This window comes from Sporocytophaga sp. (assembly GCF_017745095.1).
In the GTDB taxonomy this organism is placed as follows: Bacteria; Bacteroidota; Bacteroidia; order Cytophagales; family Cytophagaceae; genus Sporocytophaga.
Genome location: NZ_JAGHZZ010000006.1, coordinates 309,217 through 332,756, shown reverse-complemented (window position 1 = coordinate 332,756; position 23,540 = coordinate 309,217). Strand labels below are relative to the sequence as shown.

Below are 23,540 nucleotides of genomic sequence, written 5' to 3'. Positions count from 1 at the left end.
TTCTAATTTGTTGGTTTTTAAAGTGTTTTGCGTGTGTTCCTTAAAAAATATTTTTCAGTTAATATATCTTACAATAATTCAGGCTACAATTTTTAATTTGCAAAAAAATAGGCAATGGCCAGAATCATTTTTACGGTAACAAACGATCTTTCTTATGACCAAAGAATGCAAAGGATTTCATCCACATTGGCCAAGGCCGGGCATTCTGTTCTTCTGGTAGGTAGGAAAAGAAAAAAATCTATAGAGTTAAAACATCAATTGTTTGAGCAAAAGAGGCTTGATTGTTTTTTTGAAAACGGGAAGCTTTTTTATCTGGAATATAATTTTCGTCTTTTATTATTTCTGATATTCAGCAAGGCAGATATAATCTGCGCGATTGATCTCGATACAATTCTACCATGTTATGTTGTTTCGAAGTTAAAAAATAAACCTTTGGTGTATGACGCTCATGAGTTATTTACAGAGGTGATTGAAGTTGTCAGAAGACCATTTGTTAGGTCTATGTGGCTGAAGCTTGAAAGTTATATAGTGCCAAGAGTAAAGTATTCATATACTGTGAGTGAAGGAGTGAAGAGAATTTTTGAAGAAAGATATCCTGGAGTTAATTTTTCTTTGATAAGAAATCTTCCTTTGTACATGCCGGTTGATCCTGACACATCAAAAGAAAAATATATAGTATATGCAGGAGCAGTAAATGAAGGAAGAGGTATTGAACAAATGCTTAATGCAATGCCTGAAATCAATTGCAGCCTTTATATCTGCGGAGATGGAGAAATGTTTGAAAGCTTGAAGGCTAAAGCAAAGGATATGAACCTCGATGGTAAAGTGAAATTTCTGGGTTATGTAGAACCTGAAAAATTAAAGGAAATTATTCGTAAAGCATATGCCGGTGTATTGCTTTTGGAAAACAGAGGGGCAAGTTACTACTATTCACTTGCTAATAAGTTTTTTGATTACATGATGGCCGGAATACCGCAGGTAACAATAAATTTTCCGGAATACAAACATCTTAATGATGTATATTCCTTTGCTTTATTGATTGACCTTAAACACGAAGAAATAGTAAAGGCTTTCAATAGATTGCTTAACGAGCCTGCGCTTTATGATGAAATCAAGGAGAATGCTATGAAAGCAAGAAAAGTTTTCAATTGGGAAAAGGAATCAGAGGCACTTATTGATTTTTATAAAAAGGTTGAAAGTGGGAAGTAAATATCTTATTGTAATTGCAGGACCGACTGCAGTCGGCAAAACTGACCTTTGTGTCGAACTAGCACAGTATTTTGAAGTTCCGGTGATATCAGCTGATTCAAGGCAGTTCTTCAAAGAAATGAGCATAGGGACCGCCAAGCCTTCTATAGCTGAAATGCAAGGTGTTGTTCATTACTTTATCAACAGTCATTCCATTGCAGAGCCATTTAATGCAGGATTATACTCAGAGGAAGCTTTAAAATTAATTGATCATCTTTTTACAGAAAAGGATTATTTGATTCTTACAGGCGGTTCGGGATTATATATCAAGGCTGTTTGTGAAGGATTTGACGAAATGCCTCAGGTGGAAGAGGAAACGAGGAATCAATTGGTTTCTGAATTATCAGATAATGGGCTTTCTCCTTTATTGGAAGAATTAAAGAAGTCTGATCCTGTTTATTATGAACAGGTCGATAAGGCGAATCATCAAAGAATACTAAGAGCTCTTGAAGTGATCAGAAGTACTGGTGTTCCATTTTCTTTTTACAGAAAAAATGAAAAGGCATCCAGAAACTTTGAAATTATAAAAATAGGACTGGAGCGACCAAGAGAAGAATTATATGAAAGAATAAATCGCCGCATGGATTTTATGTTGGAAGCAGGTTTGGAAGATGAGGTGAAAGCATTAATTCAATACAAAAGTATGAATGCATTACAAACAGTAGGATATAAGGAGGTTTTTGATTTTTTTGATGGAATTTATGACCGGGAAGAAATGATTCGTTTGCTGAAGCGGAACTCAAGAAGGTATGCGAAACGTCAGTTAACCTGGTTTAAAAAAGATAAAGAATATCGCTGGTTTAATCCGGTACAGAAAGCTGAGATTATTGATTTTATTGAAGCTGAAAGCGGAAGGCAGAAAGCTTAAAGTGTATCTCTATCATGGTTTTGATATGCCATCAATGGCGCCTCTGAGAGTAATAAAAAAGCCCCCGACATGTCGGGGGCTTTTTATTATTATAAAATTTCTCTTTCTATATTATGGTATTTTCTACCATTCAAAATTTCAACGATACGGATAAGCTCTTTGTTAATTGGCTTTTTCTTGGTAATAGTATCTTTGAATGGAGTGTAGCACAATGTTCTGTTGATTACCCCAGCCATTACATTGGTTTTTCCTTTAATTAATCCTTCAACAGCGCCAAGTCCTAATCTGCTTGCAAGCACTCTGTCTGCAGCTGTAGGTGCTCCACCTCTTTGTACGTGACCTAAAGTTGTTACTTTTGCATCAAGTTCAGGTAGTTCTTTTTTCACTTTATCAGCGATATTCTGAGCCCTTCCTACTTCATGGCCTTCTGCAACTATGATAATGTGAGAAGCTTTAGACTGGCTTGTCCCGTGTTTTAATTTCTGAATTACTTCTTTTACAGAGTTTTTAGTTTCAGGCATTACAGACATTTCGGCTCCACCTGCTATAGCAGATCTTACTGCAATATAACCTGTATCGCGACCCATTACTTCAATAAAGAATATTCTTTCGTGAGCATCCGCTGTATCTCTGATTCTGTCTATCGCTGAAAGAGCAGTATTAACTGCGGTATCATAACCAATAGTGAAGTCGGTACCATAAAGGTCGTTATCTATTGTTCCAGGAGCTCCAACGCAAGGTATCTGATATTCATTGTAAAAAATTTCAGCACCGGTAAATGTTCCGTTTCCTCCAATTCCAACTAATCCGTCGATACCAAATTTTTTAATATTCTCGTAGGCTTTCTTTCTTCCCTCTACAGTTCTGAATTCTTCACTTCTGGCTGACTTTAAGATGGTTCCACCTCTTTGAATGATGTTACTTACCGATCTGTCATCCATTTCGATAAGATTACCATGGATCATTCCGTCATAACCTTTCAAAATTCCATATACTTCTAAACCAAAGTAATGCGCTGATCTAACTACAGCTCTTATACAAGCGTTCATACCTGGTGCATCACCACCGGAAGTGAAAACCGCAATTCTCTTCATACTTTATAACCTATATTTTCTGGGTCAATTTTAAGAAAAAATTTTATGTTTTTAAAATCCTTGTAATATAACAATCGATAAATCTGAAATTTCATAGCAATTATATATACTCAAGGTCTAATTTTTAAGCCTAAACGAATGTGTTTAAATAAAATTGAAAAATCAAGCTATTCAGAAAAAATAAGATAAGTGAATAATTTGTAATTGGTCTGTTTTTCCTTTTTCAATAATTATAAATAAACAATTCAAATATTCATGCAATGTGAATGCTGAAAATTTTCTCAAATAAAGGATATATTAAAATTCAAAAAAAAAACTTTAATGTAAGTTAAGTATTTGGTAGGTAGTGGTTTAATGGTTTGTGATGATTATTTATGAAACGATAAGCCTGTCTATAATATATAATAGCTGATTTTTTTCAAGTTATTTTAATGAATATGCGAAAAGGCGTTTAATGACTAAATCGCCCTTAACCTTTGATTAAAATGTAAAATATATACTATCTTTCGGGATAAAATTATATTGATTTTTTGTTAATAAGGTTCAACGGAAGTCTTTGGTAAAATTTTATTTTATCCTTCAAAATAATCCGACACACATGGAGCTTAGGTAAAAAAATAAGCTCTATTCTGAATCTGAAAAATAGAAAAGACAAGGAAAAGTAAATAAAGTATTGAATATGGATATAGCGGTGATTACGGGCTCTGCCGGATTGATTGGGAGTGAGGCGGTTAGTTTTTTTAGCGATAAATTCGATCTTATAGTAGGAATAGACAATGATATGAGACAGTATTTTTTTGGAAAAAATGCTTCTACTAATTGGAACAGACAAAGACTGGAAACTACTTATCAGAATTACACTCATCAGTCCCTTGATATTAGAAATCAGGAAGAATTAGATAAACTATTTGCTCAATATGGCAATGATATAAAACTGGTTTTGCATACGGCTGCACAGCCAAGCCATGATTGGGCTGCAAAAGAGCCATTTACAGATTTTACGGTAAATGCCAATGGTACTTTGAATATGCTGGAAATGACCAGAAAATATTGTACAGAGGCTGTCTTTATTTTTACATCTACTAACAAAGTATATGGAGACACTCCGAATTTTCTACCTCTGGTGGAATTAGAAAATAGGTGGGAAATAAACCAAGAGCATCCATATTTCAAAAATGGTATAGATGAGCATATGACTATTGATCAGTCAACGCATTCTATTTTTGGCGCATCTAAAGTCGCTGCTGATATATTGGTGCAGGAATATGGAAAATATTTTGGAATGAAGACAGGTGTTTTCAGAGGAGGATGTCTTACAGGCCCAAATCACTCTGGTACACAGCTTCATGGATTCCTCTCATACCTTATGAAATGTGCAATAACCGGAGATCATTATACTATCTTTGGATACAAAGGAAAACAAGTCAGAGATAACATACATAGTTATGATTTGATTAACATGTTTTGGCATTTTTATCAAAACCCTCGTCAGGGAGAAGTATATAACGCTGGGGGAGGAAGATTTGCCAATTGTTCAATGAAAGAGGCGATCCTGATTTGTGAAAAAATTACAGGAAAGAAAATGAATTATTCATATTCCGATACTTCACGCGTTGGCGATCATATCTGGTACATCAGCGATTTATCTAAATTTAAGAATCACTATCCTGGTTGGAATTATAAATATGATCTGCTTAATACGCTGGAAGAAATCTTCAATGGTTTAAAAAGCAGAGTTTAATCACTGGTGGTAGCGGATTATATGATCCGCTATCTCCTGATAAGCAGATATTTCCATATTATGTAACTGGTCAGCAAGTATTAAAGAGTCTTTTTTCTTTCTAATTACTTCTTCCAGTGAAATATCCTCAATAAAGTTTACTAATTGATTTTTTAAGTCTTTATTAATATCGACCAACCAGGATGCTTTTTGGAGCATAAACCATGTGTCCGCTTCTTCATTTCCGTAAAATAAAACAGTACCTCCTGTACATATTGAACTAATTGCCTTTGAAGGGACTGCTGTATGATTAAATTCAGGAAGCAAACTTACTAGATGGATATCTATATAATGCAGTTGACTTCTCGGTACATTTTTAAGCAATGTTATACCTGATTTTTCTTTTGCATATTCTTGTATATCAGTAGCTTTTGGCCCATACACTGCAAGAATTAAATGTTGCTTGTCCGGATTAAAGGTATCAATAAATCCTTTCAGAAATTCTTTCGAATGCGGAGCTCCCAGATTCCCGCAATAACCAAAATAAATTTTTCCGTCATCTTTTTTCCATTCAGGAATTTGTGTGTCTTTTTCATAATCTGTAAAGACGCCACATGGCAATACTGTAACAAGAGGGGGCCTTTTATAATTTGTCAGGATATATTCTGCCTGCTTAGGGCCCAATGAAACCAGCAATTCGGGTTTGTTATTGTAAGTAATGGATCTGATAATTTTATAAAGGAAAGAATTACTTTTCATTTTCCTGTTTGCGACAAAAGCTTCAGGAAATAAATCCATTGACCAGAAAATCCATTTTTTACGAAATATTCCAAAGAAAATAGATGCCCAAAATGGTAACAAAGGAGGGCTGGTCATGCAAATGACAGGTCCTTTTTTCACAAAAAGGGTTTTAAGAATCAGAAATAAACCATCAAGAAATCCGGCAAGAGATTTCAAGCCTTCATTTTTTCCCTTATATAAAGTTGGAATGGAAACAATTTTTCCAATAGGAGATCTGACAGCGCCTCCGCCATCATCATTTCGTAGTACATGGACTATCTGTACCTGAATATTGTAATGGTCTATCAAGTATTTTGCAAGGTCCCAGGCCGATTCACCAGTTATGCCAGGATTGGGAGGATAATGTCTGTTTACAATTGTTACCCACTTCTCTTTTCTACTATTATCAGGCATAATTAATTTAATGTACTTTTGTAACTTACCATGTGAGACTGAAGGCAAAGGTAATACATTTACTTAAAAGTAATTTAAGTAATGAAAATCGTCGAATCTGCTTCCTGTATTCGCTATAATGGGCCCGAGAAGTTGAATTCTATGGGGAATAGGAGAAGAAGAATTATTTAAATCCGAATAGAAGAGCGAATTTTATTCAAAATTTGTAAGTTTACTCTCTTACAAAGGGTGAACTTATAGAGGATTGAATTCCTTGCTTAAATTGAAACTATCACATTAGGTATACAGTTCACCTGAAATCTAAAAAATAATTTTTGAGTCAATACTTAAAGACAAATGGAGTTAAAAAACAAGAAAGTCCTGATTACGGGAGCAGACGGGTTTATAGGAAGTCATCTGGTAGAAAAGTTATTGGAAGAAGGCTGCAAGGTCAGGGCATTTGTATATTACAACTCATTTAACTCTTGGGGATGGCTTGATTCATTTCCTAAAGAAAAACTTGCTCAACTTGAAATAATTGCAGGAGATATAAGAGATCCGCATGGCGTAAAAAATGCAATGAAAGATATTGAAGTTGTTTTTCACCTTGCAGCACTTATCGCTATCCCTTACAGTTATCATTCTCCGGATACTTATATTGATACGAATGTAAAAGGCACTCTTAATATCGTTCAGGCTGCTAAAGAGCTTGGTGTTGAGAGGGTATTGGTAACTTCAACTTCAGAAGTGTACGGAACTGCTCTTTATGTGCCAATAGATGAAAAACATGCCCGTCAGGGGCAATCACCATATTCTGCCACCAAAATTGGAGCAGATTATATCGCAGATTCATTTTACAGAAGCTTTGGAGTACCTGTAACTATTGTTCGTCCATTTAATACTTATGGTCCGAGACAGTCAGCAAGGGCTGTAATTCCTACAATTATCACACAATTGCTTGCTGGTAAAAATGAGATCAAGCTTGGCTCTCTACATCCGACAAGAGATTTGTTATTTGTTAAGGATACAGCAAAAGGATTTATTGAAATTGCAAAGGCTGATGCAACCATCGGTGAAGAGGTAAACATAGCAATGCAGGAAGAGATTTCTGTGGGAGATTTAGCGCAAAAACTCATCAGTCAGATCAACGAGAAAGCGAAAATTATTACGGACGAGCAGCGTTTCAGACCTGAAAAAAGTGAGGTAGAGCGTTTGTTCGGGAGTAATAAGAAAATTAAGGAACTTACCAATTGGAAGCCTGACTATACCTTGGATTCCGGATTAGCAGAAACTATTAAATGGTTTTCGGAACCATCTAATCTGGCAAGATATAAGACTGATATCTACAATATTTGATTTTAAACTTAGTAAATTGAAATAAGCTTCTCTGAAGCAATTCTAAAAATGATCCCTCTTTCAGTACCAAATATTTCAGGAAATGAATGGACATACATTAAAGAATGTCTTGATACCAATTGGGTTTCTTCTGTTGGAAGCTATGTAACTAAATTTGAGAAAACTCTTGCTGATTATACCGGGGCAAAGTATGCTGTTGCTACTTCCAACGGAACTGCAGCGCTTCATATAAGTCTCCAGTTAGCCGGAGTTGAAAGGGGAGATTTGATTATCATTCCTAATATTACTTTTGTCGCTACAGCTAATGCGATTAAATATACAGGGGCAGATCCTATCATGATAGATGTTGACAGTAACACCTGGCAAATGGATCTTAGATTGCTTGAGGAATTTCTTCAAACGCAAACTGAAATAAGAGAAGACTTTAGTTACCATAAAAAATTAAACAGAAGGATAAGAGCAATTGTACCAGTTCACGTGTTGGGTAATATGTGTGACATGGATCAATTTATCAGAATAGCTCAAACATATAGATTGACAATTGTTGAAGATTCTACAGAAGCATTAGGCAGCAAGTTTCGTGGCAAACACGCAGGTACCTTTGGGTTATTCGGAACCAGCAGCTTTAATGGTAATAAAATTATTTCTACCGGAGGCGGAGGTATGATCCTCTCCAACGATGAGAAACTGGCGGCTAAAGCAAAACATCTTACCACCCAGGCAAAAGCTGACCCAAATGAATATTATCATGATGAAACAGGTTATAATTACAGGCTTGTAAATATCCTGGCAGCCATGGGAGTAGCTCAAATGGAGCAATTGGATGCATTCATCAAAAGAAAAAAAGAAGTAGCTCAGATGTATAAAAATGAGTTATCTTTTATTGAAGGATTTAAAACTCAGGAGGTGATTGAGGGGGTGGAGCCCAATCATTGGTTGTTTACAGCAAAAGTTCCTAGGAAGGCTGAATTAATTGCTTTTCTGAGATCTAAAGGTATAGAAGCAAGATCATTTTGGGTACCTATGAATCGATTGCCAATGATGGAAAAAGATCTTTATTTTACTCATAATGATATTTCACAGGAAGTATATCAGGCATGTGTGAGCCTTCCTTGTTCTACATCCATTAAGGATGAAGAGGTGAATCAGGTTATTCAATTTGTTAAAGACTTTTATTCGAAATTATAAAACTTGAAAAAACTTATCCTCATAGGTGGCGGAGGTCATTGCAAATCATGCATAGATGTAATAGAATCATGCGGAAGCTATGAGATAAAAGGTATTCTTGAAAAGGATTTTATTGAAGGAGAAACGATTCTAGAGTATCCAATCTTAGGAGGGGATGAGCTCATTCCTGAGCTAGCACAAGAAGGATTTGAATTTTTAATTACAATTGGGCAGTTCAAATCACCCGCATTGAGAATTAAACTTTATAATTCGATAAAACAAGCTGGAGGAAAATTAGCCACTATTATAGCGGCATCAGCAATTGTCTCAAAGTATGCTAAGATCGGAGAAGGTACCATTGTAATGCATGGTTGTATTTTAAATGCCTCTTCAGAAATTGGAAATAATGTCATTATCAATACAAGAGCATTAATTGAGCATGATGTGAAGATTGGAAATCATTGTCATATTTCAACCAATACAGTGTTAAACGGAGGCGTTAAAGTGGGGGATAATTGTTTTATTGCAAGTTCGGTAATGGCCTTCCATGGCATTTCAATTGCCTCGAATATAGTAGTCGGAGGGCATTCTACTGTAGTTAAGGATCTGCTTGAAGAAGGCGTTTACATAGGGAATCCTGCAGTTTTTCATAAATGAATATTACATTTATTTTATTAAATGAAACAAACAATTTTAATCATTGCCGAAGCAGGAGTTAACCATAACGGAAGCATAGATATTGCGAAAAAACTTATTGATAAAGCTTTTGAAGCCGGTGCTGATATTATAAAATTTCAGACTTTTAAGGCTTCAACGATTACAAGTAAAAAATCAGAGAAAGCCGAATATCAGAAGAAAATGACTGGTGCAGATGAAGGTCAATATGAAATGTTAAAGAGGCTTGAACTGAATGAAACACACCATCATATACTAAAAGAATATTGCGAGACCAAACCAATTGAATTCCTTTCTACCCCTTTTGATTTGCAAAGTATTGACTTATTAAAAGATCTTGGAATTAATATTGGTAAAATACCTTCCGGTGAATTAACAAATCTGCCTTACCTCAGAAAGATGGCTAAAAACTTTGAGAAGATCATCCTTTCAACTGGGATGGCTAATCTTGAGGAGGTTAAAACTTCTGTGAAAGTTTTGTTGAGCAGTGGCCTTAAAAAGGAAAATCTTACTATTCTGCATTGCACTACAGAGTATCCTACACCAATGAAGGATGTTAACTTAAAAGCAATGCTTACAATTCAGAAAGAGCTAAATGTTGCTATAGGATATTCTGACCATACCAATGGAATTGAAATTCCAATTGCCGCAACAGCATTGGGAGCAACGGTGATTGAAAAGCATTTTACGCTGGACAGGAATATGGAAGGACCTGATCATCAATCATCACTTGAACCAGATGAGTTGAAAGCTATGGTTGCTGCTATAAGAAATATTGAAATAGCTCTGGGAGATGGAATTAAAACACCTTCCGAATCAGAAAAAAAGAACATAGGAATCGCTAGAAAAAGCATTCATATATTGAATAATCTTCCTGTCGGTCATATACTTACAGAGAATGACTTAATTATGAAAAGACCAGGAGATGGTATTAGTCCGATGGAAATGGATAAAGTGGTTGGGAAGAAATTATTGAAGTCTATGAGCGAGGATGATAAATTAAACTGGAAGGATATCGCATGAAAATAGCTGTACTTACCAGTTCCAGAGCTGATTATGGCATCTATTATCCTTTGTTGAAATTATTAAAGGAAGATCCTTTCTTTGATCTTGAAATTATAGCTTTTGGAACACATTTGTCGGCCGCTCATGGATACACACTTAGTTGTATAGAAGCAGACGGTTTTGAAGTAAAACATCAGATCACTACCGTTCCTAAGGGTGACACTCCTTCTGATATAGCGTTTTCCATAGGTAATACAATCGAAAAGTTTTCTAAACTTTGGAATGAGAATAAATTTGATATAGTATTTGCTTTAGGAGACCGATATGAAATGTTTGCAGCTGTAAGTGCTACAACTCCCTTTAATATCAAAGTAGCTCACATTTCCGGAGGCGAAACAACTCTTGGTGCAATAGATAATGTTTATAGACATTCTATTACATTAATGTCTGCATATCATTTTGTGTCTACAGATATTTATAAGGAAAGAGTTGTCGAAATTACAGGTTCAGAAGAACATGCTTACAATGTAGGAGCTTTAAGCATAGATAACTTGAAAAATATGAAACTCTTTTCTCCTGAAGAGTTTAAGCAGAAATTTAATATCGATCTCTCCAAACCTACAATACTTATAACATTCCATCCGGAAACAGTTTCTTTTGAAAAAAATGAAATTTACATTGATGAGGTTATAAAGGCCTTGGAGAAGTGTGATAAGTACCAATTGGTCATTACCATGCCCAATACTGATACAATGGGAAATATGATCAGGTCTAGGTTAAAGGATTTTATTGCATATACTGAAAATGCAATAGAGATAGAATCTTTTGGAGCACTGGGGTATTTATCCTGCATGAAGTATTGTGCTTTTATGCTGGGAAATACATCTAGCGGATTTGTAGAGGCTTCATTTTTTCCAAAATACGTTATCAATCTCGGAGACAGGCAAAAGGGGAGGCTTGTGACTCCTAATATTTTAAATGTTCCAATCGAACATGAAAAAATAGAGCAGGCTATAAAAAAAGTAGCTTCTTTGAAGCTGCTTGAAAATATGAATGTCTATGGAACAGGAAATGCTTCCGGGCAGATAGTAAATATCCTTAAACAGCTTAAAAAATAAGTTGCTGTAATGTCTTATAAACTTGAATTTGAAAAATATGTGATCTCCGAGACCTGCACTCTTATGCAGGCTTTGGAGAAGCTTAATGCGAACGATAAACTCACTTTAATTGTATTAAATGATAATGGCGAAGTTGTAGGTACAATTACGGATGGTGATATACGCAGAGGTATCTTAAAGGGGATATCACTTGAATCTCCTATATCAACTTTCATGCATGGCAATTTTATTTTTCTGAAAAACGGACAGCCGGATTTGGCGCTGATTGATTCAATAAGAAAAAATAATATAAGGCTCTTGCCTGTGCTGAACAATGAAAGGAAGCTTGTTAAACTTTTCGATCTCACAAGACAAAAGTCATTACTTCCAGTAGAAGCTGTTTTAATGGCTGGAGGCAAAGGAGAGAGACTTAGGCCATTAACAGAAAAAACACCAAAGCCTTTATTGAAGCTGGGCAATAAAGCTATTATCGAATATAATATCAACAACCTAAGTAAATTCGGAATAGAGAATGTATACATCTCTGTTAAATATCTTGCAGACCAGATCATCGATTATCTTGGAAATGGTGATAAATATGGATTAAATATCCAATACATCAGAGAAGACGAGCCGCTTGGAACATTGGGAGCTGTGACTCTTGTAGATAATTATGAATCAGATACAGTGCTTGTAATGAATTCTGATTTGTTTACAAATCTTAATCTTGAAGAGTTTTATAAACATTATTTGGAAGTAGGGGCAGACATGGCAATTGCTTCTTTTCCTTATGTGGTTTCAGTACCTTATGGAGTACTTAATATTGATAATTCTTCAGTTACGTCTGTTGCTGAAAAGCCTACTTATACCTACCACGCGAGTGCTGGAATGTATCTTATAAAAAAAGAATATTTTAATCTTATTCCGAAAAATACATTCTACAATGCAACAGATCTAATGGATCTACTATTCTCAATGCAGAAAAAGATTACTTATTTCCCTATTGTTGGCTATTGGATAGACATTGGTAAGCCCGATGATTATAAGAAGGCTCAGGAATATGTAAAATATTTAGAGTAGATGAAAACCTTGTATCTTATTCCAGCTCGTGGAGGATCCAAAGGTATTCCCGGCAAAAATATTAAAAAATTTAATGGTAAGCCTCTTGTCTATTACAGCATAGATCTCGCAAGGGAGTTTGCTGATGATAAAGATATTTGTGTGTCGACAGACAGTCAGGATATTGCTGAGACTGTCCGAACATATGGATTGGAACTGCCATTTATAAGACCTGCGGAATTCGCCACAGACACAGCTTCAGGATATGATGTAATTAAACATGCCATTCAATTTTATGAAGGAAAAGGCGTTCAATATGATAGAATTGTTTTATTGCAGCCTACTTCTCCTTTAAGAACTGCGAAACATCTAAAAGATAGTCTTGAACTATATAGCAATGATGTGGATATGGTTGTGAGCGTGCAGGAGATGTATAATCCCATATATCTTTGCTACAATGAAGATGAAAATGGATTTCTTAAAAAGGCGGCAGAGAATACTTTTACAAGAAGGCAGGATATGCCAAAAGTATATAAATACAATGGAGCAATTTATATCATGAAAGTGGATTCTCTGAAAAAAATGTCTCTCTCTGAATTTTCTAAAATAAGAAAGTATGTAATGGATGATACGGATTCTGTTGATATCGATAATCCTTTGGATTGGGAAATTGCAGAACTGATTTATAATAAGAAAATAAAGGGAGAATAATAATATTAATCTCAACAGAGGTTATTTAAGTTCAATGAGTACAATAAAAAAACAATCCTTACACAGTGCTATCTTTTCATACCTTGGGGTAGTAATAGGATTTATCAGTCAGGGATTACTAATCCCCAATTTGCTGACCAAAGATCAGAACGGGCTTTTGGGATTACTTTTATCTTTTATGTATATATTCGTACAGATAGCCAGCCTTGGGTTTAATTATGCAGGTAGCAGGTTTTTTCCGAGTTTTAGTGAAAGAAAGGGGTATGGTGGTTTTGTTTTTACCGGTCTGAGTATATCTATATTCGGTTTTCTGCTGGCAACAGGTATCTTAGTGTTATTAAAGCCTTTATTCTTATCTTCATCTTCAGAAAGATCAACTATACTAGACCAATATTTTTATCTGCTACTTCCTATTTCCTTAGGCACTATACTGTTTAATTTTTTTGATAGTTATTCAAGGAATTTATTTGAAACAGTATCCGGAACCTTTCTGAATCAATTTGTACAAAGATTGATAATTTTGATAGGTCTCGTGCTTATAGCGTTGATTGGGATAAGTTTTGATATCTTCATATGGATTTGGGTTTCAGCATTTATAATTCCCACAATATGGATGATAATAAAGTCCATGCAATTAAGTGAATTTTCTCTTAAACCTGACTTCTCTGTATTTACTCCTAAATTCAGGAAGGAATTTATCAATTACAGCCTTATCACTATATTGACAGGGTTTTCTTCTATGATTATTATGTACATAGATAAGATTATGCTGACTTTTTATGGAGGGCTTGATGACACTGGGGTATATAACACTGCCTCTTTTTTCGGAAGTATAATGGGGATGTCTCTAATTGCCATGAGTAGAGCAGCTGTCCCTGTTATTGTAAATGCATTTAAAAACAATGATCTTCATACAATACAAACCATTTATAGAAAAAGCTGTGTCATGCAACTGATAATAGGCTGTCTAATCTTTGGGGGGATACTTATAAATCTAGATTCCTTTTTTGAATTAATTCCGCAAGGTTATGAAGAGGGAAAATGGGTAATCATAATTCTTGGTCTGGGGAAACTTTTTGATCTGGCAACAGGGGTGAATGGAAGTGTATTAGCCTTGTCAAAATATTATAGATATGACTCAGCCATTATGATCAGCCTGATTTTCCTGACCATTATTGCTAATATGCTTCTTATACCGGAATACAAACTGATAGGGGCAGCATTGGCTGCAGCTATTTCCACGTTTTATTATAACTCAATAAAGTATTGGCTGGTATTGAAGAAGTTAAAAATGCAGCCATTTGATATTAACTTTCTTAAAGTTATCGTCGTGTCATCAATGATTATTGTGGCGGCCTATCACATACCTTTAATAGGAGGCAGTGTGTTTAATAACCTTTTGGATATGGCTATCAGATCAAGTATTTTTTCTAGTGTCTTTATTGTGGTAATATATAAAATGAGAGTATCGTTAGAAATGAATGATATTATAAACCGAGTATTAAAACCCCTGTTAAAGTCATGAGTACATTCACATCTGTAAGCATGCATTTAAGTGATTTTTTAACCAAAGGGATTCAGACTTGTATCTCCTTAGTGAGAGTTTTGCTCATGTCAAGACCTGTTACTCATTTGCCACCTCCCCAAAATAAAATTTGCAGTATTTTAGGAAACGGTCCCTCTCTGAGTACATCACTTGAACAGCATCTGGATATTATGAAAGATACGGACTTAGTATGTGTCAATACCTTTGCAACATATGACTATTTTGAACAACTAAAGCCTGAGAATTATGTAATAATTGATCCATTATTTTTTTCTGAAGAGGGGAGTAAGAACGATGCTATAATTTCCACTTTTAAAGCATTAAAAGATAAAACAACCTGGCATTTAAATTTATTCGTTCCTTTAAAAGTTAAAAAATCATCAATTCTTCAAGATCTGCTAGCTCAAAAGCCAAATATTAAAGTGGTGTATTTTAACTATACAATATTTGAAGGATTTGATTTTATAAAACATTTCTTTTTTTCGAAAGGATTAGCAATGCCCCAATCTGAAAATGTAATGATAGCAACTTTATATTTGATGATAAACAGGAATTATGAATACATATATTTATATGGAGCTGATCATTCCTGGCATGAACACATTAGTATCAGAGAGGATAACATACTTACTATAAAGGTTCTGCACTTTTATAATCCGGATGCTGCTAAGGAAAAAGAACAACTGTTGTATAATGAAGACAAAAAAAGAAAAACAATGGCCAATCAGTTTTTGTCTATTTCAAAAGCATTCAGAGGGCATGAAATTCTAAAAATCTACGCAGATAGTAAAAAAACTAAAATTTTCAATGCAAGTACCAAAAGCTATGTGGATGCATTTGAAAGAATTAAATTCAATTAAATAATAAAACATGTTCGCGTTAAAATATCTCTTTAAGAGTATATATAGAATACTGAAGTCCGCAAATGGCCGTCACTTACTCATATTAATGGCCAAATATGGAAATGTTGCCAGATATTCTCAAAGGAACATATCATTTCTAAAATACAAATTCCTGGTTCCTGATTGTTGGTCTTTCCTGTTTCAGTTTCAGGAAATTTATGTTGAGCAGTATTATAAGTTTGAAACAAAGGAAAAGACTCCTGTAATTTTTGATTGCGGAGCCAATATAGGTACTAGTTGCCTTTACTTTAGCTCTTTATATCCAGCATCTAAAATTATAGCATTTGAGGCTGACCCAAATATTGCTTCTATTTTAAAAAACAACCTTGATAAGAATAATATTAAAAATGTAGATATCATAAATAAGGCAGTGTGGATAGACAATAATGGAATTGAATTTTCGATCGAAGGAGCTGATGGGGCCTCCATCTTTGGTAAGGGGAAAAAAGTAAAAATCGAATCTGTAAGACTACGAGATCTTTTGTTGCAAACATCTAAAATAGACATGCTAAAGATGGACATTGAAGGAGCAGAGTCGGCAGTGTTAAAGGATTGCTCAGATGCATTGGCGAATGTAAAGAACATATTTATAGAATATCATTCATTCCCCGGGCAGCAACAAGAGTTAAATGAAATACTGGGTATACTTTCTAAAAATAATTTTCGATATTATATAGATTCAGCTCAGGGACGTCAGTCTCCTTTAGTAAACCATTTCTACAGAGACAATAAAATCATGGATCTGCAGCTTAATATTTTCGGTTATAAAAACTAATTGCATTGCATCTTCAGCTTGCAATAATGCGATTCCAAATATTCTTGAAGTCAGGACTGTAATATGAAAGTTTTAATTCTAAGTACATTTGATACATTTGGAGGGGCGGGAATTGCAGCCTTACGTCTTCATAAAGCTTTATTAAAAAGTGGCCTGAAGTCTGATATGTTGGTGCAGGAAAAGAAAACCAATGACAAGAATGTTCATAGCATTGCGAATTCATGGGTTCAGAAAAAACTTGCACTATTCCGATTTGCAACAGACAGGCTGCAATTTTCTTTTTATGAGAAAGATAAATCTGCTCGTTTTATTTTTTCCCAAGCCGAAATAGGTGTTGATCTCAGTAATAATGCTCTAGTAAAAGAAGCGGATATTATTCACCTTCACTGGGTCAATTTCGGATTTCTGTCTTTAAACTCCATACAAAAACTGATAGCAACTGGGAAACCAATAATAATAACCCTCCACGATATGTGGACATTCACTGGTGGTTGCCATTACAGCAAAGAATGCACAAATTATATTAGAGCATGCGGCAATTGTCTTCCTTATTTAAAACATCCAAATGAAACAGATTTGTCGAGGAGAAGATGGAATAAAAAAGCGGAAATTTTCAGCCACAAAAATCTCACTATTGTTCCTTGCAGTGAATGGCTTGCTTCCAAAGCGAGACAAAGCAGTCTGCTGAAAGATAAAAAAGTAGTACCTGTTCCTAATCCTATAGATGTATCAGTATTTAAGCCGGAGGATAAAACTATTGCCAGAAAGTTCTTTAATCTGAATCCTGATAAAAAATATATTCTTTTTGCAGCCATGAAAGTAAGCGATGAAAGAAAGGGTTTTGCTTTCTTCAAAAGTGGACTGGAGACACTGGCAAAGAAATATTCAAATGAACTTCAGGATACAGAATTACTAATTTTTGGTCTGTATGATGAGCAGGATTTTGCAGGAATACCTTTTAAAATAAATAGTCTGGGAAGATTGTCTGATATGTCAACCATTGTCAATGCATATTCTGCAGCATCAGTATTTGTTATCCCTTCTTTGGAGGATAATCTACCCAATACTGTAATGGAGTCGCTTGCATGTGGGACACCTATAGTAAGTTTTAATACGGGAGGAATTCCGGAAATGGTAGAGCATATGAAAACAGGTTATGTAGCAGAATATAAATCATCAGAAGATTTAGCCGCTGGCGTTTATTGGACATTGTTTCAGGCTCCTTACGAAGCGCTGTGCATGCAATCAAGAGAGAAGGCAATTAAGGATTATTCGGAAGAATCTGTAGCAGAAAAATATACACAGTTGTACAAAGAGGCGAAAGGAAATTAGTTATTAGAAAAATAAAAAAGGCACTTGATTTAAGTGCCTTTTTATTTTTTAAGTTAATCTTTCTTTTTCACTGAAGAGGAGAGCTGAATACCAAGCAACCCAACAATTGATAATACTAATATCCAAGATCCTATTCTTGATATTTTTGAACCTGTAATATATGACTTAGGTTCAAACTTGAATGAAATAGTATGTTCTCCTGCCGGAATTTTTAGAGCACGCAGAATATAGTTTACTCTAATATGGTCAACAAGTTTATCATCAATATAGGCGTTCCATCCTGGTTGATAGTAAACATCAGAGAAAACAACCAATTGATCCTTCTTGGACTTTGATTCAAATGTAAGGTGATTAGGATGGTAGTCTTTAAGAACAATAGAAGCAGTAGTGTCGATTGAAAGATTTAAATCTTTCACATAGCTCTCAAACACCTTATCTACAATAGCCGTCCTTGCAGGATTGAAATTACTCAATCCTTTAAGTTCTTCATCGGGATTCGGAACAATCCTTACACTATCTACAGCCCACGCATTTCCTAAAGCACCAGGATTTCTTTGTACAGTTGGTTGATTGGTTTGTTTGTCTGGAACAATAAAATACCTCGTATTAAGCATATTCAATACAGCCATATTGTTCTTGCTCAATTGTGCGTCAATAAGATCCTGATACCTGCCCAGCTTTATCGCGCTGTAACCTCCGATCGATTTGTGAAAATATGATGTTATTGCATCAGCGAACGGATTTGTCGTTACGTTGAAAACCCTGAAGTAGGGATCTTTGTCCTGTGCAATAATGTTATCAGCAGGGCTAGGTACAAATATCGTTTCTTCAAATTTTTCTCTGTTTTTGAAGTCTTTTGAATTCAGATATCTTTTATCTACAGTCCAAAGATCGACAAGGATAAGTATTGCAAGTAGTACATAAAAAACATTCTCCTTTAATTTATCATTGATAACTGCCCAAATCATTCCTGCAGTTGCAGCTACAAAAAATAATGATCTCAACGCATCTATTCTTAGTGCAGAAGCACGATCATCCTTTAGAGAGTCAATTAGCCAGGTTGGAAGCTGAGCATCAGAAGCACCGTTAAAATCAAAAAATGCACCACCTAAAATGGCAAAGAAAAGCGCAAGCCCCCCGGTAATACCGAAAGATATTTTAAGCCCTTTCATAATTTCTTCTTTCGAAAGTTCACTATCCAATACCTTTTTCAACACAACAAAACCAAGCAGAGGAAAGGTAATTTCAGCTACAGAAAGAATCATAGTAACACTTCTGAATTTATTATAAAGTGGAACGTAATTAAAGAATAAATCTGTAAGCAGCTCAAAGTTTTTCCCCCAAGAAAGGGAAATGGACAAAATTGTCACAGGGATAATCCACCATTTCAAAGGCCCTTTTATAAGAACCAATCCTAAAACGAACAAGAAGCAAACGATGGCACCAAAATAGATTGGTCCTGAAGTAAATGGCTGGTCTCCCCAGTACATCGGCATACTCTCGATGTATTCCTTTGCCTGAGTTTTAGCGATTCCGTTGTTCACCATAGTTTTGAATGTCTCAGATCCGGTGCTTAACTGTTCATTAGAACTTCCTCCAAAGAATGAGGGAATCAGGATGGTCATAGTTTCTGATATACCATTGCTCCAGCTTAATGCATAGTCCTTATCAAGACCGGTTCCTTGATCTTTTTTAGCCAATAAATCTGATCCACCTCTAGGAGTTGCTTTTGAATACTCAGACATGGTCCAAAGTTTGGCCACATTAGGGGCAATACTGATAATGACACAGAATAACAACACAACTGAGCCAGTTAAAAATCTTTTGAGATTATTACCTTTCAGGGCATAAATAAATTCGGCGATTATAATGAATATTACCATGATCAGCAGATAATAAGTGATCTGTACGTGACCATAATATATCTGGAGGGCTAAAGAGATAATTGTTAAGGCCGCTCCGGTAATCATATTTTTGCGGTATGTTAATATAATACCAGCAATGACAGGGGCCATCAGCATCATGTCATAAACTTTGTTAATATGACCTGCTTCAATACTTATTAAATTATAACTGGAAAATGTATAAGCCAGAGCGCCTGCAAAGCAAAGCCAGGCATTCAATCCAAATACGTGTAATAGTATATAGAATCCTGTAAACCCGAAAAGACAAAGGAGTACAGGGTTTGGAATAAAACTATTCAAAAAGGTATTGACATAGTTTAAAATATTGGCTCCTGCTCCCCTCCAAACAGGCATACCACTGAAAGTGCTGTTTGACCATAAAATTTCCTCATTTGAGCTTTTGGCAAAGTCTGCGGATTCTTTTAAGGCTCCAAGTGTTTGGACCATATCGTTTTGAGCCAGACTTTTACCATTCAGGTATGGGGAAAAATAAACTAATGAGATAATTAAAAATATGGCGAATGCTAAAAGGTGAGGTAAAACCTTTACTTTAAAGTTGTTTATATTCATGTGGCTTCTTTTGAAAAATTATTTTTAAACCACTGCAAATATAGATTAATTCTCCTATTCCTTATATATTATACAATTTAGCAACTGCTAAAATTATATTATGTAATTATAAAAGGGTGATTAGTTATAAAAGTTTAGGCTTAATGAAGCAAAAAGAGGGAGAATAAATCTAATTATTCTTCGGTTATTTTAGCTTAATGCTTGTGAGGAGATAATTTTCGGTGCTTCAGGGAGTCTTTGTGGGTAATGTTCAATTCATCTAATTCTGAAGAGGGAGTAGTAATTTTAGGCGAGAAAAATATAGAAAACGCAAAAATTGAAATTAAAGAAACAGCTATGGTAAGATTGTTGAAGCGGTTTAATTTTAAATAAACTGGCTTTTTATGAAGTGTATCATAAATTTTATCCCAAGCATACGGATCCGGAGAGGTTTCCATCTCCTCCAGCTTATTCTTTATCAGCTCATATTTTGGATCTAGCTTTTCCATTCCCTTTAAGGGATAAATTTTTTAAAAATAATTTTCTTTTTAAAAAAGAGAACAATCAAAAAAGATGTCAGGTTCTCTTTAATTAAAACTCCTTATTACTAGATGCTTTTTTTGAGAAAAAGGTTGTATCGGTTGATTAAAGTTTTCTTCAAAAAAAGAAAAAGTACCTAAAATTCAATTAATCAACTGAAAATTACTTATTAAATTCTGACAGAATTCAAGGTATTTCTTAATTTTGTGGTTCATTACTGATAAAATATGTTCGAAAGTTTAAGTTCAAAAATTGATAAAGCCTTAAAAACGCTTAAAGGGCAGGGAAAAATAACTGAAATTAACGTAGCTTCTACAGTTAAGGAAATCAGAAAGGCGCTTATCGATGCCGACGTAAATTATAAGGTTGCAAAATCTGTAACAGATAGTATCAGAGAAAAAGCATTAGGCCGTGAGGTGCTTATCGCTGTTTCTCCTGGACAACTTCTTGTTAAAATTGTCAGTGAGGAACTTACCGAACTGATGGGGGGAACTAAAGAGGATATCAATACTAAAGGAGATCCGGCTGTTATTTTAATTGCAGGTTTGCAAGGATCAGGTAAAACCACCTTCTCCGCAAAACTTGCCAGCTATTTAAAGAAACAGAATAGAAATGTATTGCTGGCAGCCTGCGATATTTATCGACCAGCGGCGATCGACCAGCTTAAAGTACTTGGAGAGCAGGTAGGAGTGGAGGTTTATTCAGAGCCTGAAAATAAAAATGCCGTTCAGATTGCTAAAAATGCACTTGAATACGCAAAAAAGAATAATAAGAAAATTGTAATCGTCGATACTGCCGGCCGTCTTGCAATAGACGAGCAAATGATGAAGGAAATTGAGGAGGTAAAAGCTTCTGTCAAACCATCTGAAACTCTTTTTGTCGTTGATTCAATGACTGGGCAAGATGCTGTAAATACCGCTAAAACCTTCAATGAGCGTTTGAATTTTGATGGTGTGGTTCTTACCAAACTTGATGGTGATACCAGAGGTGGTGCCGCATTATCAATCAGAGCAGTTGTAGATAAGCCTATTAAATTCATCAGTACAGGTGAGAAGATGGAGGCATTAGACCTTTTCTATCCTGATCGTATGGCTCAAAGAATCCTGGGAATGGGAGACGTGATTTCACTTGTGGAAAGAGCACAGCAGGTTTTTGATGAAGAGGAAGCTAAAAAGCTGAATCAGAAAATAAGAAAAAATCAATTTAGCTTTGATGACTTTTTGGCTCAGATTCAGCAGATTAAGAAGATGGGTAGTATTAAGGACCTGGTTGGAATGATTCCTGGTATGAATAAGATGATGAAGGATATAGATATTGATGATAATGCTTTTAAACCTATTGAAGCTATCATCAGAGCTATGACTTTGGAGGAAAGAGAGAATCCTGATATCATTAATGGTAGCAGAAGAAAGAGGATTGCAGATGGTAGTGGTACTACTATTCAGCAGGTTAATAATCTTATCAAGCAATTCTCTGACATGAGAAAGCTAATGAAGAATATGAATAAGATGGGAAAAAAAGGAATGCCAAATATGAATGCATTCGGAAGATAAGTTGAAAGCTGAATTTATACATTGATAAATAAAAAAGGGACTCTGTATAATCAAAGTCCCTTTTTTATTTATAGAAAGTAAATTATTGCTCAAGTGCTTGAGCTCTTGCCATCCTGTTTCTTAAGATTCTGGTATACTTCAGAGCCAACTTGACATTATAATCTTCATAAGCCTTTTGAGCCCATTTCATTGCGGAATCAAGATCACCATTTATTTCATGAATTATAGCATAATTGTAAGCAGCTCTTCCCGCAACTTTTGGGTCAGGATTTGAACTTTCAGTTTTCCAGATTTCTGCTGCGCCATCCCAGTTCCCAGCTCGGGCTTTTCTTGTTGCAATTTTTAAAGCATTATTACCCCTTATATAATAGTCTCTTGAGACACGAGTCCAAAAGGGAAGTAATCTATCTGCATAAATGGTACCGGATTCTCTACCCAAGCGTGTTACCACCTCTTTTCTATTTACTAAAGCTTTTACAGCTTCCATTGGATTTACTCCTTGACTGTGTGAAACGAAATTTCTGTCGAGGTGAAATTCATCCATTATGACTAATGAGCCTTGTGGATCGTAAATGCGCCATCCTGTTTTTACAAGAGTGTTCAAGGTCGCGTTATGGACAATCCCTGGAACATTTCCTAATGGAGTTGGAATAGTCGTGTTCGTGACATTTACGGCCAATTTTGTATCTGTATCAAAAAACTCAAGAGATAAAATTGCATCTACTTGATAGGTTTGACAAAGTTGAGAAACAGTTTGAAGAGGAAGTGAATTTGGAAAAACTCCTGCCCCCAATGTTTTCAGATCATTTTTTTCAATTGGAATCACATTGAACCTATCGCCTGCAAGTTCATTTTGGACAGCTATGAAGCTTGCATCTGCCCCTTCTTTGTCCATATTTACCCCTTCAAGAGTTAGTAATTTTTCTAAATCGTCTAAAGGTTTAGTTTTTTGAGCAGGTAGTGTTCTGTTTATTACTCCAAATCTTTTTATGGAAGGATGGACCCTTACTACTGCTGGCTCAAGAACATTCATGGTTATAATGCCTTTTTTGCTGCAGGATGAAATTAAGACCAGAGCAAATAGTAGGTAAATGGTTCTCATTGATAATTAAATTTTATAAGGAAAGGGAATATCTAATCTACATACAGTTGATCAGAAGGTAAATACGATGGATTGAAAAATAGGTTAGTGGGTAATCTTTAAAAAAACGATGCATAAAATAAAACAGGCTGCCTTTTGGGCAGCCTGTTTTATTTTATATATAA

Annotated in this window: 20 protein-coding genes; 15 read left to right on the top strand and 5 right to left on the bottom strand. The window is 35.1% G+C overall.

Features of this window, described 5'->3' with window-relative positions; all coding sequences use genetic code 11:
• The first annotated feature begins 114 nt into the window (after positions 1 to 114).
• Together J7604_RS11805 and miaA are read left to right on the top strand one after the other, a co-directional pair.
• Positions 115 to 1,209, top strand: a complete 1,095-nt coding sequence (locus tag J7604_RS11805; protein WP_293896010.1) for a glycosyltransferase — start codon at positions 115 to 117, stop codon at positions 1,207 to 1,209.
• The gene (miaA, locus tag J7604_RS11800) at positions 1,199 to 2,116 is read left to right on the top strand and encodes a tRNA (adenosine(37)-N6)-dimethylallyltransferase MiaA (RefSeq protein ID WP_367113563.1); all 918 of its coding nucleotides are present in this window, start codon (positions 1,199 to 1,201) and stop codon (positions 2,114 to 2,116) included. Before J7604_RS11805 ends, miaA begins: the two co-directional genes overlap by 11 nt.
• An 89-nt stretch (positions 2,117 to 2,205) precedes the next feature.
• Here the strand turns inward: miaA and pfkA are convergent, their stop codons facing one another.
• Positions 2,206 to 3,210, bottom strand: coding sequence for a 6-phosphofructokinase (gene pfkA, locus J7604_RS11795; RefSeq protein ID WP_028982334.1), 1,005 nt, complete (start codon positions 3,208 to 3,210; stop codon positions 2,206 to 2,208).
• A 679-nt stretch (positions 3,211 to 3,889) separates the two neighbouring features.
• Between pfkA and J7604_RS11790 the strand changes: the two genes are divergently transcribed.
• Positions 3,890 to 4,951 (top strand): NAD-dependent epimerase/dehydratase family protein, encoded by a 1,062-nt coding sequence (locus J7604_RS11790; RefSeq protein WP_293896002.1) that lies wholly within the window; start codon positions 3,890 to 3,892, stop codon positions 4,949 to 4,951.
• Here the strand turns inward: J7604_RS11790 and J7604_RS11785 are convergent, their stop codons facing one another.
• Positions 4,952 to 6,124 (bottom strand): hypothetical protein, encoded by a 1,173-nt coding sequence (locus J7604_RS11785; RefSeq protein WP_293895999.1) that lies wholly within the window; start codon positions 6,122 to 6,124, stop codon positions 4,952 to 4,954.
• A 336-nt stretch (positions 6,125 to 6,460) separates the two neighbouring features.
• On the opposite strand from J7604_RS11785, the gene J7604_RS11780 reads away from it, so the two are divergent.
• The 11 genes from J7604_RS11780 (at position 6,461) to J7604_RS11730 (ending at position 17,728) form a co-directional block, all read left to right on the top strand.
• Entirely contained in the window at positions 6,461 to 7,459 is a 999-nt protein-coding gene (locus J7604_RS11780) for an NAD-dependent 4,6-dehydratase LegB (protein WP_293895996.1), read from the top strand.
• A 48-nt stretch (positions 7,460 to 7,507) separates the two neighbouring features.
• The gene (locus J7604_RS11775) at positions 7,508 to 8,647 is read left to right on the top strand and encodes a LegC family aminotransferase (protein WP_293895994.1); all 1,140 of its coding nucleotides are present in this window, start codon (positions 7,508 to 7,510) and stop codon (positions 8,645 to 8,647) included.
• Positions 8,648 to 8,650: 3 nt separating this feature from the next.
• A complete protein-coding gene (locus tag J7604_RS11770) occupies positions 8,651 to 9,283 on the top strand; it encodes an acetyltransferase (RefSeq protein ID WP_293895991.1) in 633 nt (210 codons plus the stop codon).
• 21 nt (positions 9,284 to 9,304) lie between these two features.
• Complete coding sequence (neuB, locus tag J7604_RS11765) at positions 9,305 to 10,324, top strand: N-acetylneuraminate synthase (RefSeq protein WP_293895989.1); 1,020 nt, start codon at positions 9,305 to 9,307, stop codon at positions 10,322 to 10,324.
• Complete coding sequence (gene neuC, locus J7604_RS11760) at positions 10,321 to 11,424, top strand: UDP-N-acetylglucosamine 2-epimerase (RefSeq protein ID WP_293895986.1); 1,104 nt, start codon at positions 10,321 to 10,323, stop codon at positions 11,422 to 11,424. The genes neuB and neuC overlap by 4 nt, the downstream gene beginning before the upstream one ends.
• Positions 11,425 to 11,433: 9 nt before the next feature.
• Positions 11,434 to 12,483 (top strand): nucleotidyltransferase family protein, encoded by a 1,050-nt coding sequence (locus J7604_RS11755; protein WP_293895983.1) that lies wholly within the window; start codon positions 11,434 to 11,436, stop codon positions 12,481 to 12,483.
• Positions 12,484 to 13,173 carry an acylneuraminate cytidylyltransferase family protein gene (locus J7604_RS11750; protein WP_293895980.1) on the top strand — a complete coding sequence of 230 codons (690 nt, stop codon included), beginning with the start codon at positions 12,484 to 12,486 and terminating at the stop codon, positions 13,171 to 13,173.
• A 34-nt stretch (positions 13,174 to 13,207) separates the two neighbouring features.
• Complete coding sequence (locus J7604_RS11745) at positions 13,208 to 14,698, top strand: oligosaccharide flippase family protein (protein ID WP_293895977.1); 1,491 nt, start codon at positions 13,208 to 13,210, stop codon at positions 14,696 to 14,698.
• Positions 14,695 to 15,579 (top strand): hypothetical protein, encoded by an 885-nt coding sequence (locus J7604_RS11740; protein ID WP_293895974.1) that lies wholly within the window; start codon positions 14,695 to 14,697, stop codon positions 15,577 to 15,579. The genes J7604_RS11745 and J7604_RS11740 overlap by 4 nt, the downstream gene beginning before the upstream one ends.
• 10 nt (positions 15,580 to 15,589) lie before the next feature.
• Positions 15,590 to 16,396, top strand: a complete 807-nt coding sequence (locus tag J7604_RS11735) for an FkbM family methyltransferase (protein ID WP_293895972.1) — start codon at positions 15,590 to 15,592, stop codon at positions 16,394 to 16,396.
• A gap of 63 nt (positions 16,397 to 16,459) precedes the next feature.
• The gene (locus J7604_RS11730) at positions 16,460 to 17,728 is read left to right on the top strand and encodes a glycosyltransferase family 4 protein (protein ID WP_293895970.1); all 1,269 of its coding nucleotides are present in this window, start codon (positions 16,460 to 16,462) and stop codon (positions 17,726 to 17,728) included.
• A 53-nt stretch (positions 17,729 to 17,781) separates the two neighbouring features.
• Here J7604_RS11730 and J7604_RS11725 read toward each other — a convergent pair whose 3' ends face one another.
• Positions 17,782 to 20,202 carry a YfhO family protein gene (locus tag J7604_RS11725; protein ID WP_293895968.1) on the bottom strand — a complete coding sequence of 807 codons (2,421 nt, stop codon included), beginning with the start codon at positions 20,200 to 20,202 and terminating at the stop codon, positions 17,782 to 17,784.
• Between the two features lie 194 nt (positions 20,203 to 20,396).
• A complete protein-coding gene (locus J7604_RS11720; protein WP_293895965.1) occupies positions 20,397 to 20,690 on the bottom strand; it encodes a hypothetical protein in 294 nt (97 codons plus the stop codon).
• Positions 20,691 to 20,948: 258 nt separating this feature from the next.
• Between J7604_RS11720 and ffh the strand changes: the two genes are divergently transcribed.
• Positions 20,949 to 22,274 (top strand): signal recognition particle protein, encoded by a 1,326-nt coding sequence (gene ffh, locus J7604_RS11715; RefSeq protein WP_293895962.1) that lies wholly within the window; start codon positions 20,949 to 20,951, stop codon positions 22,272 to 22,274.
• A gap of 82 nt (positions 22,275 to 22,356) precedes the next feature.
• On the opposite strand, the gene J7604_RS11710 is transcribed toward ffh, so the two are convergent.
• A complete protein-coding gene (locus J7604_RS11710) occupies positions 22,357 to 23,376 on the bottom strand; it encodes a DUF6340 family protein (protein WP_293895959.1) in 1,020 nt (339 codons plus the stop codon).
• Positions 23,377 to 23,540 lie beyond the last annotated feature (164 nt).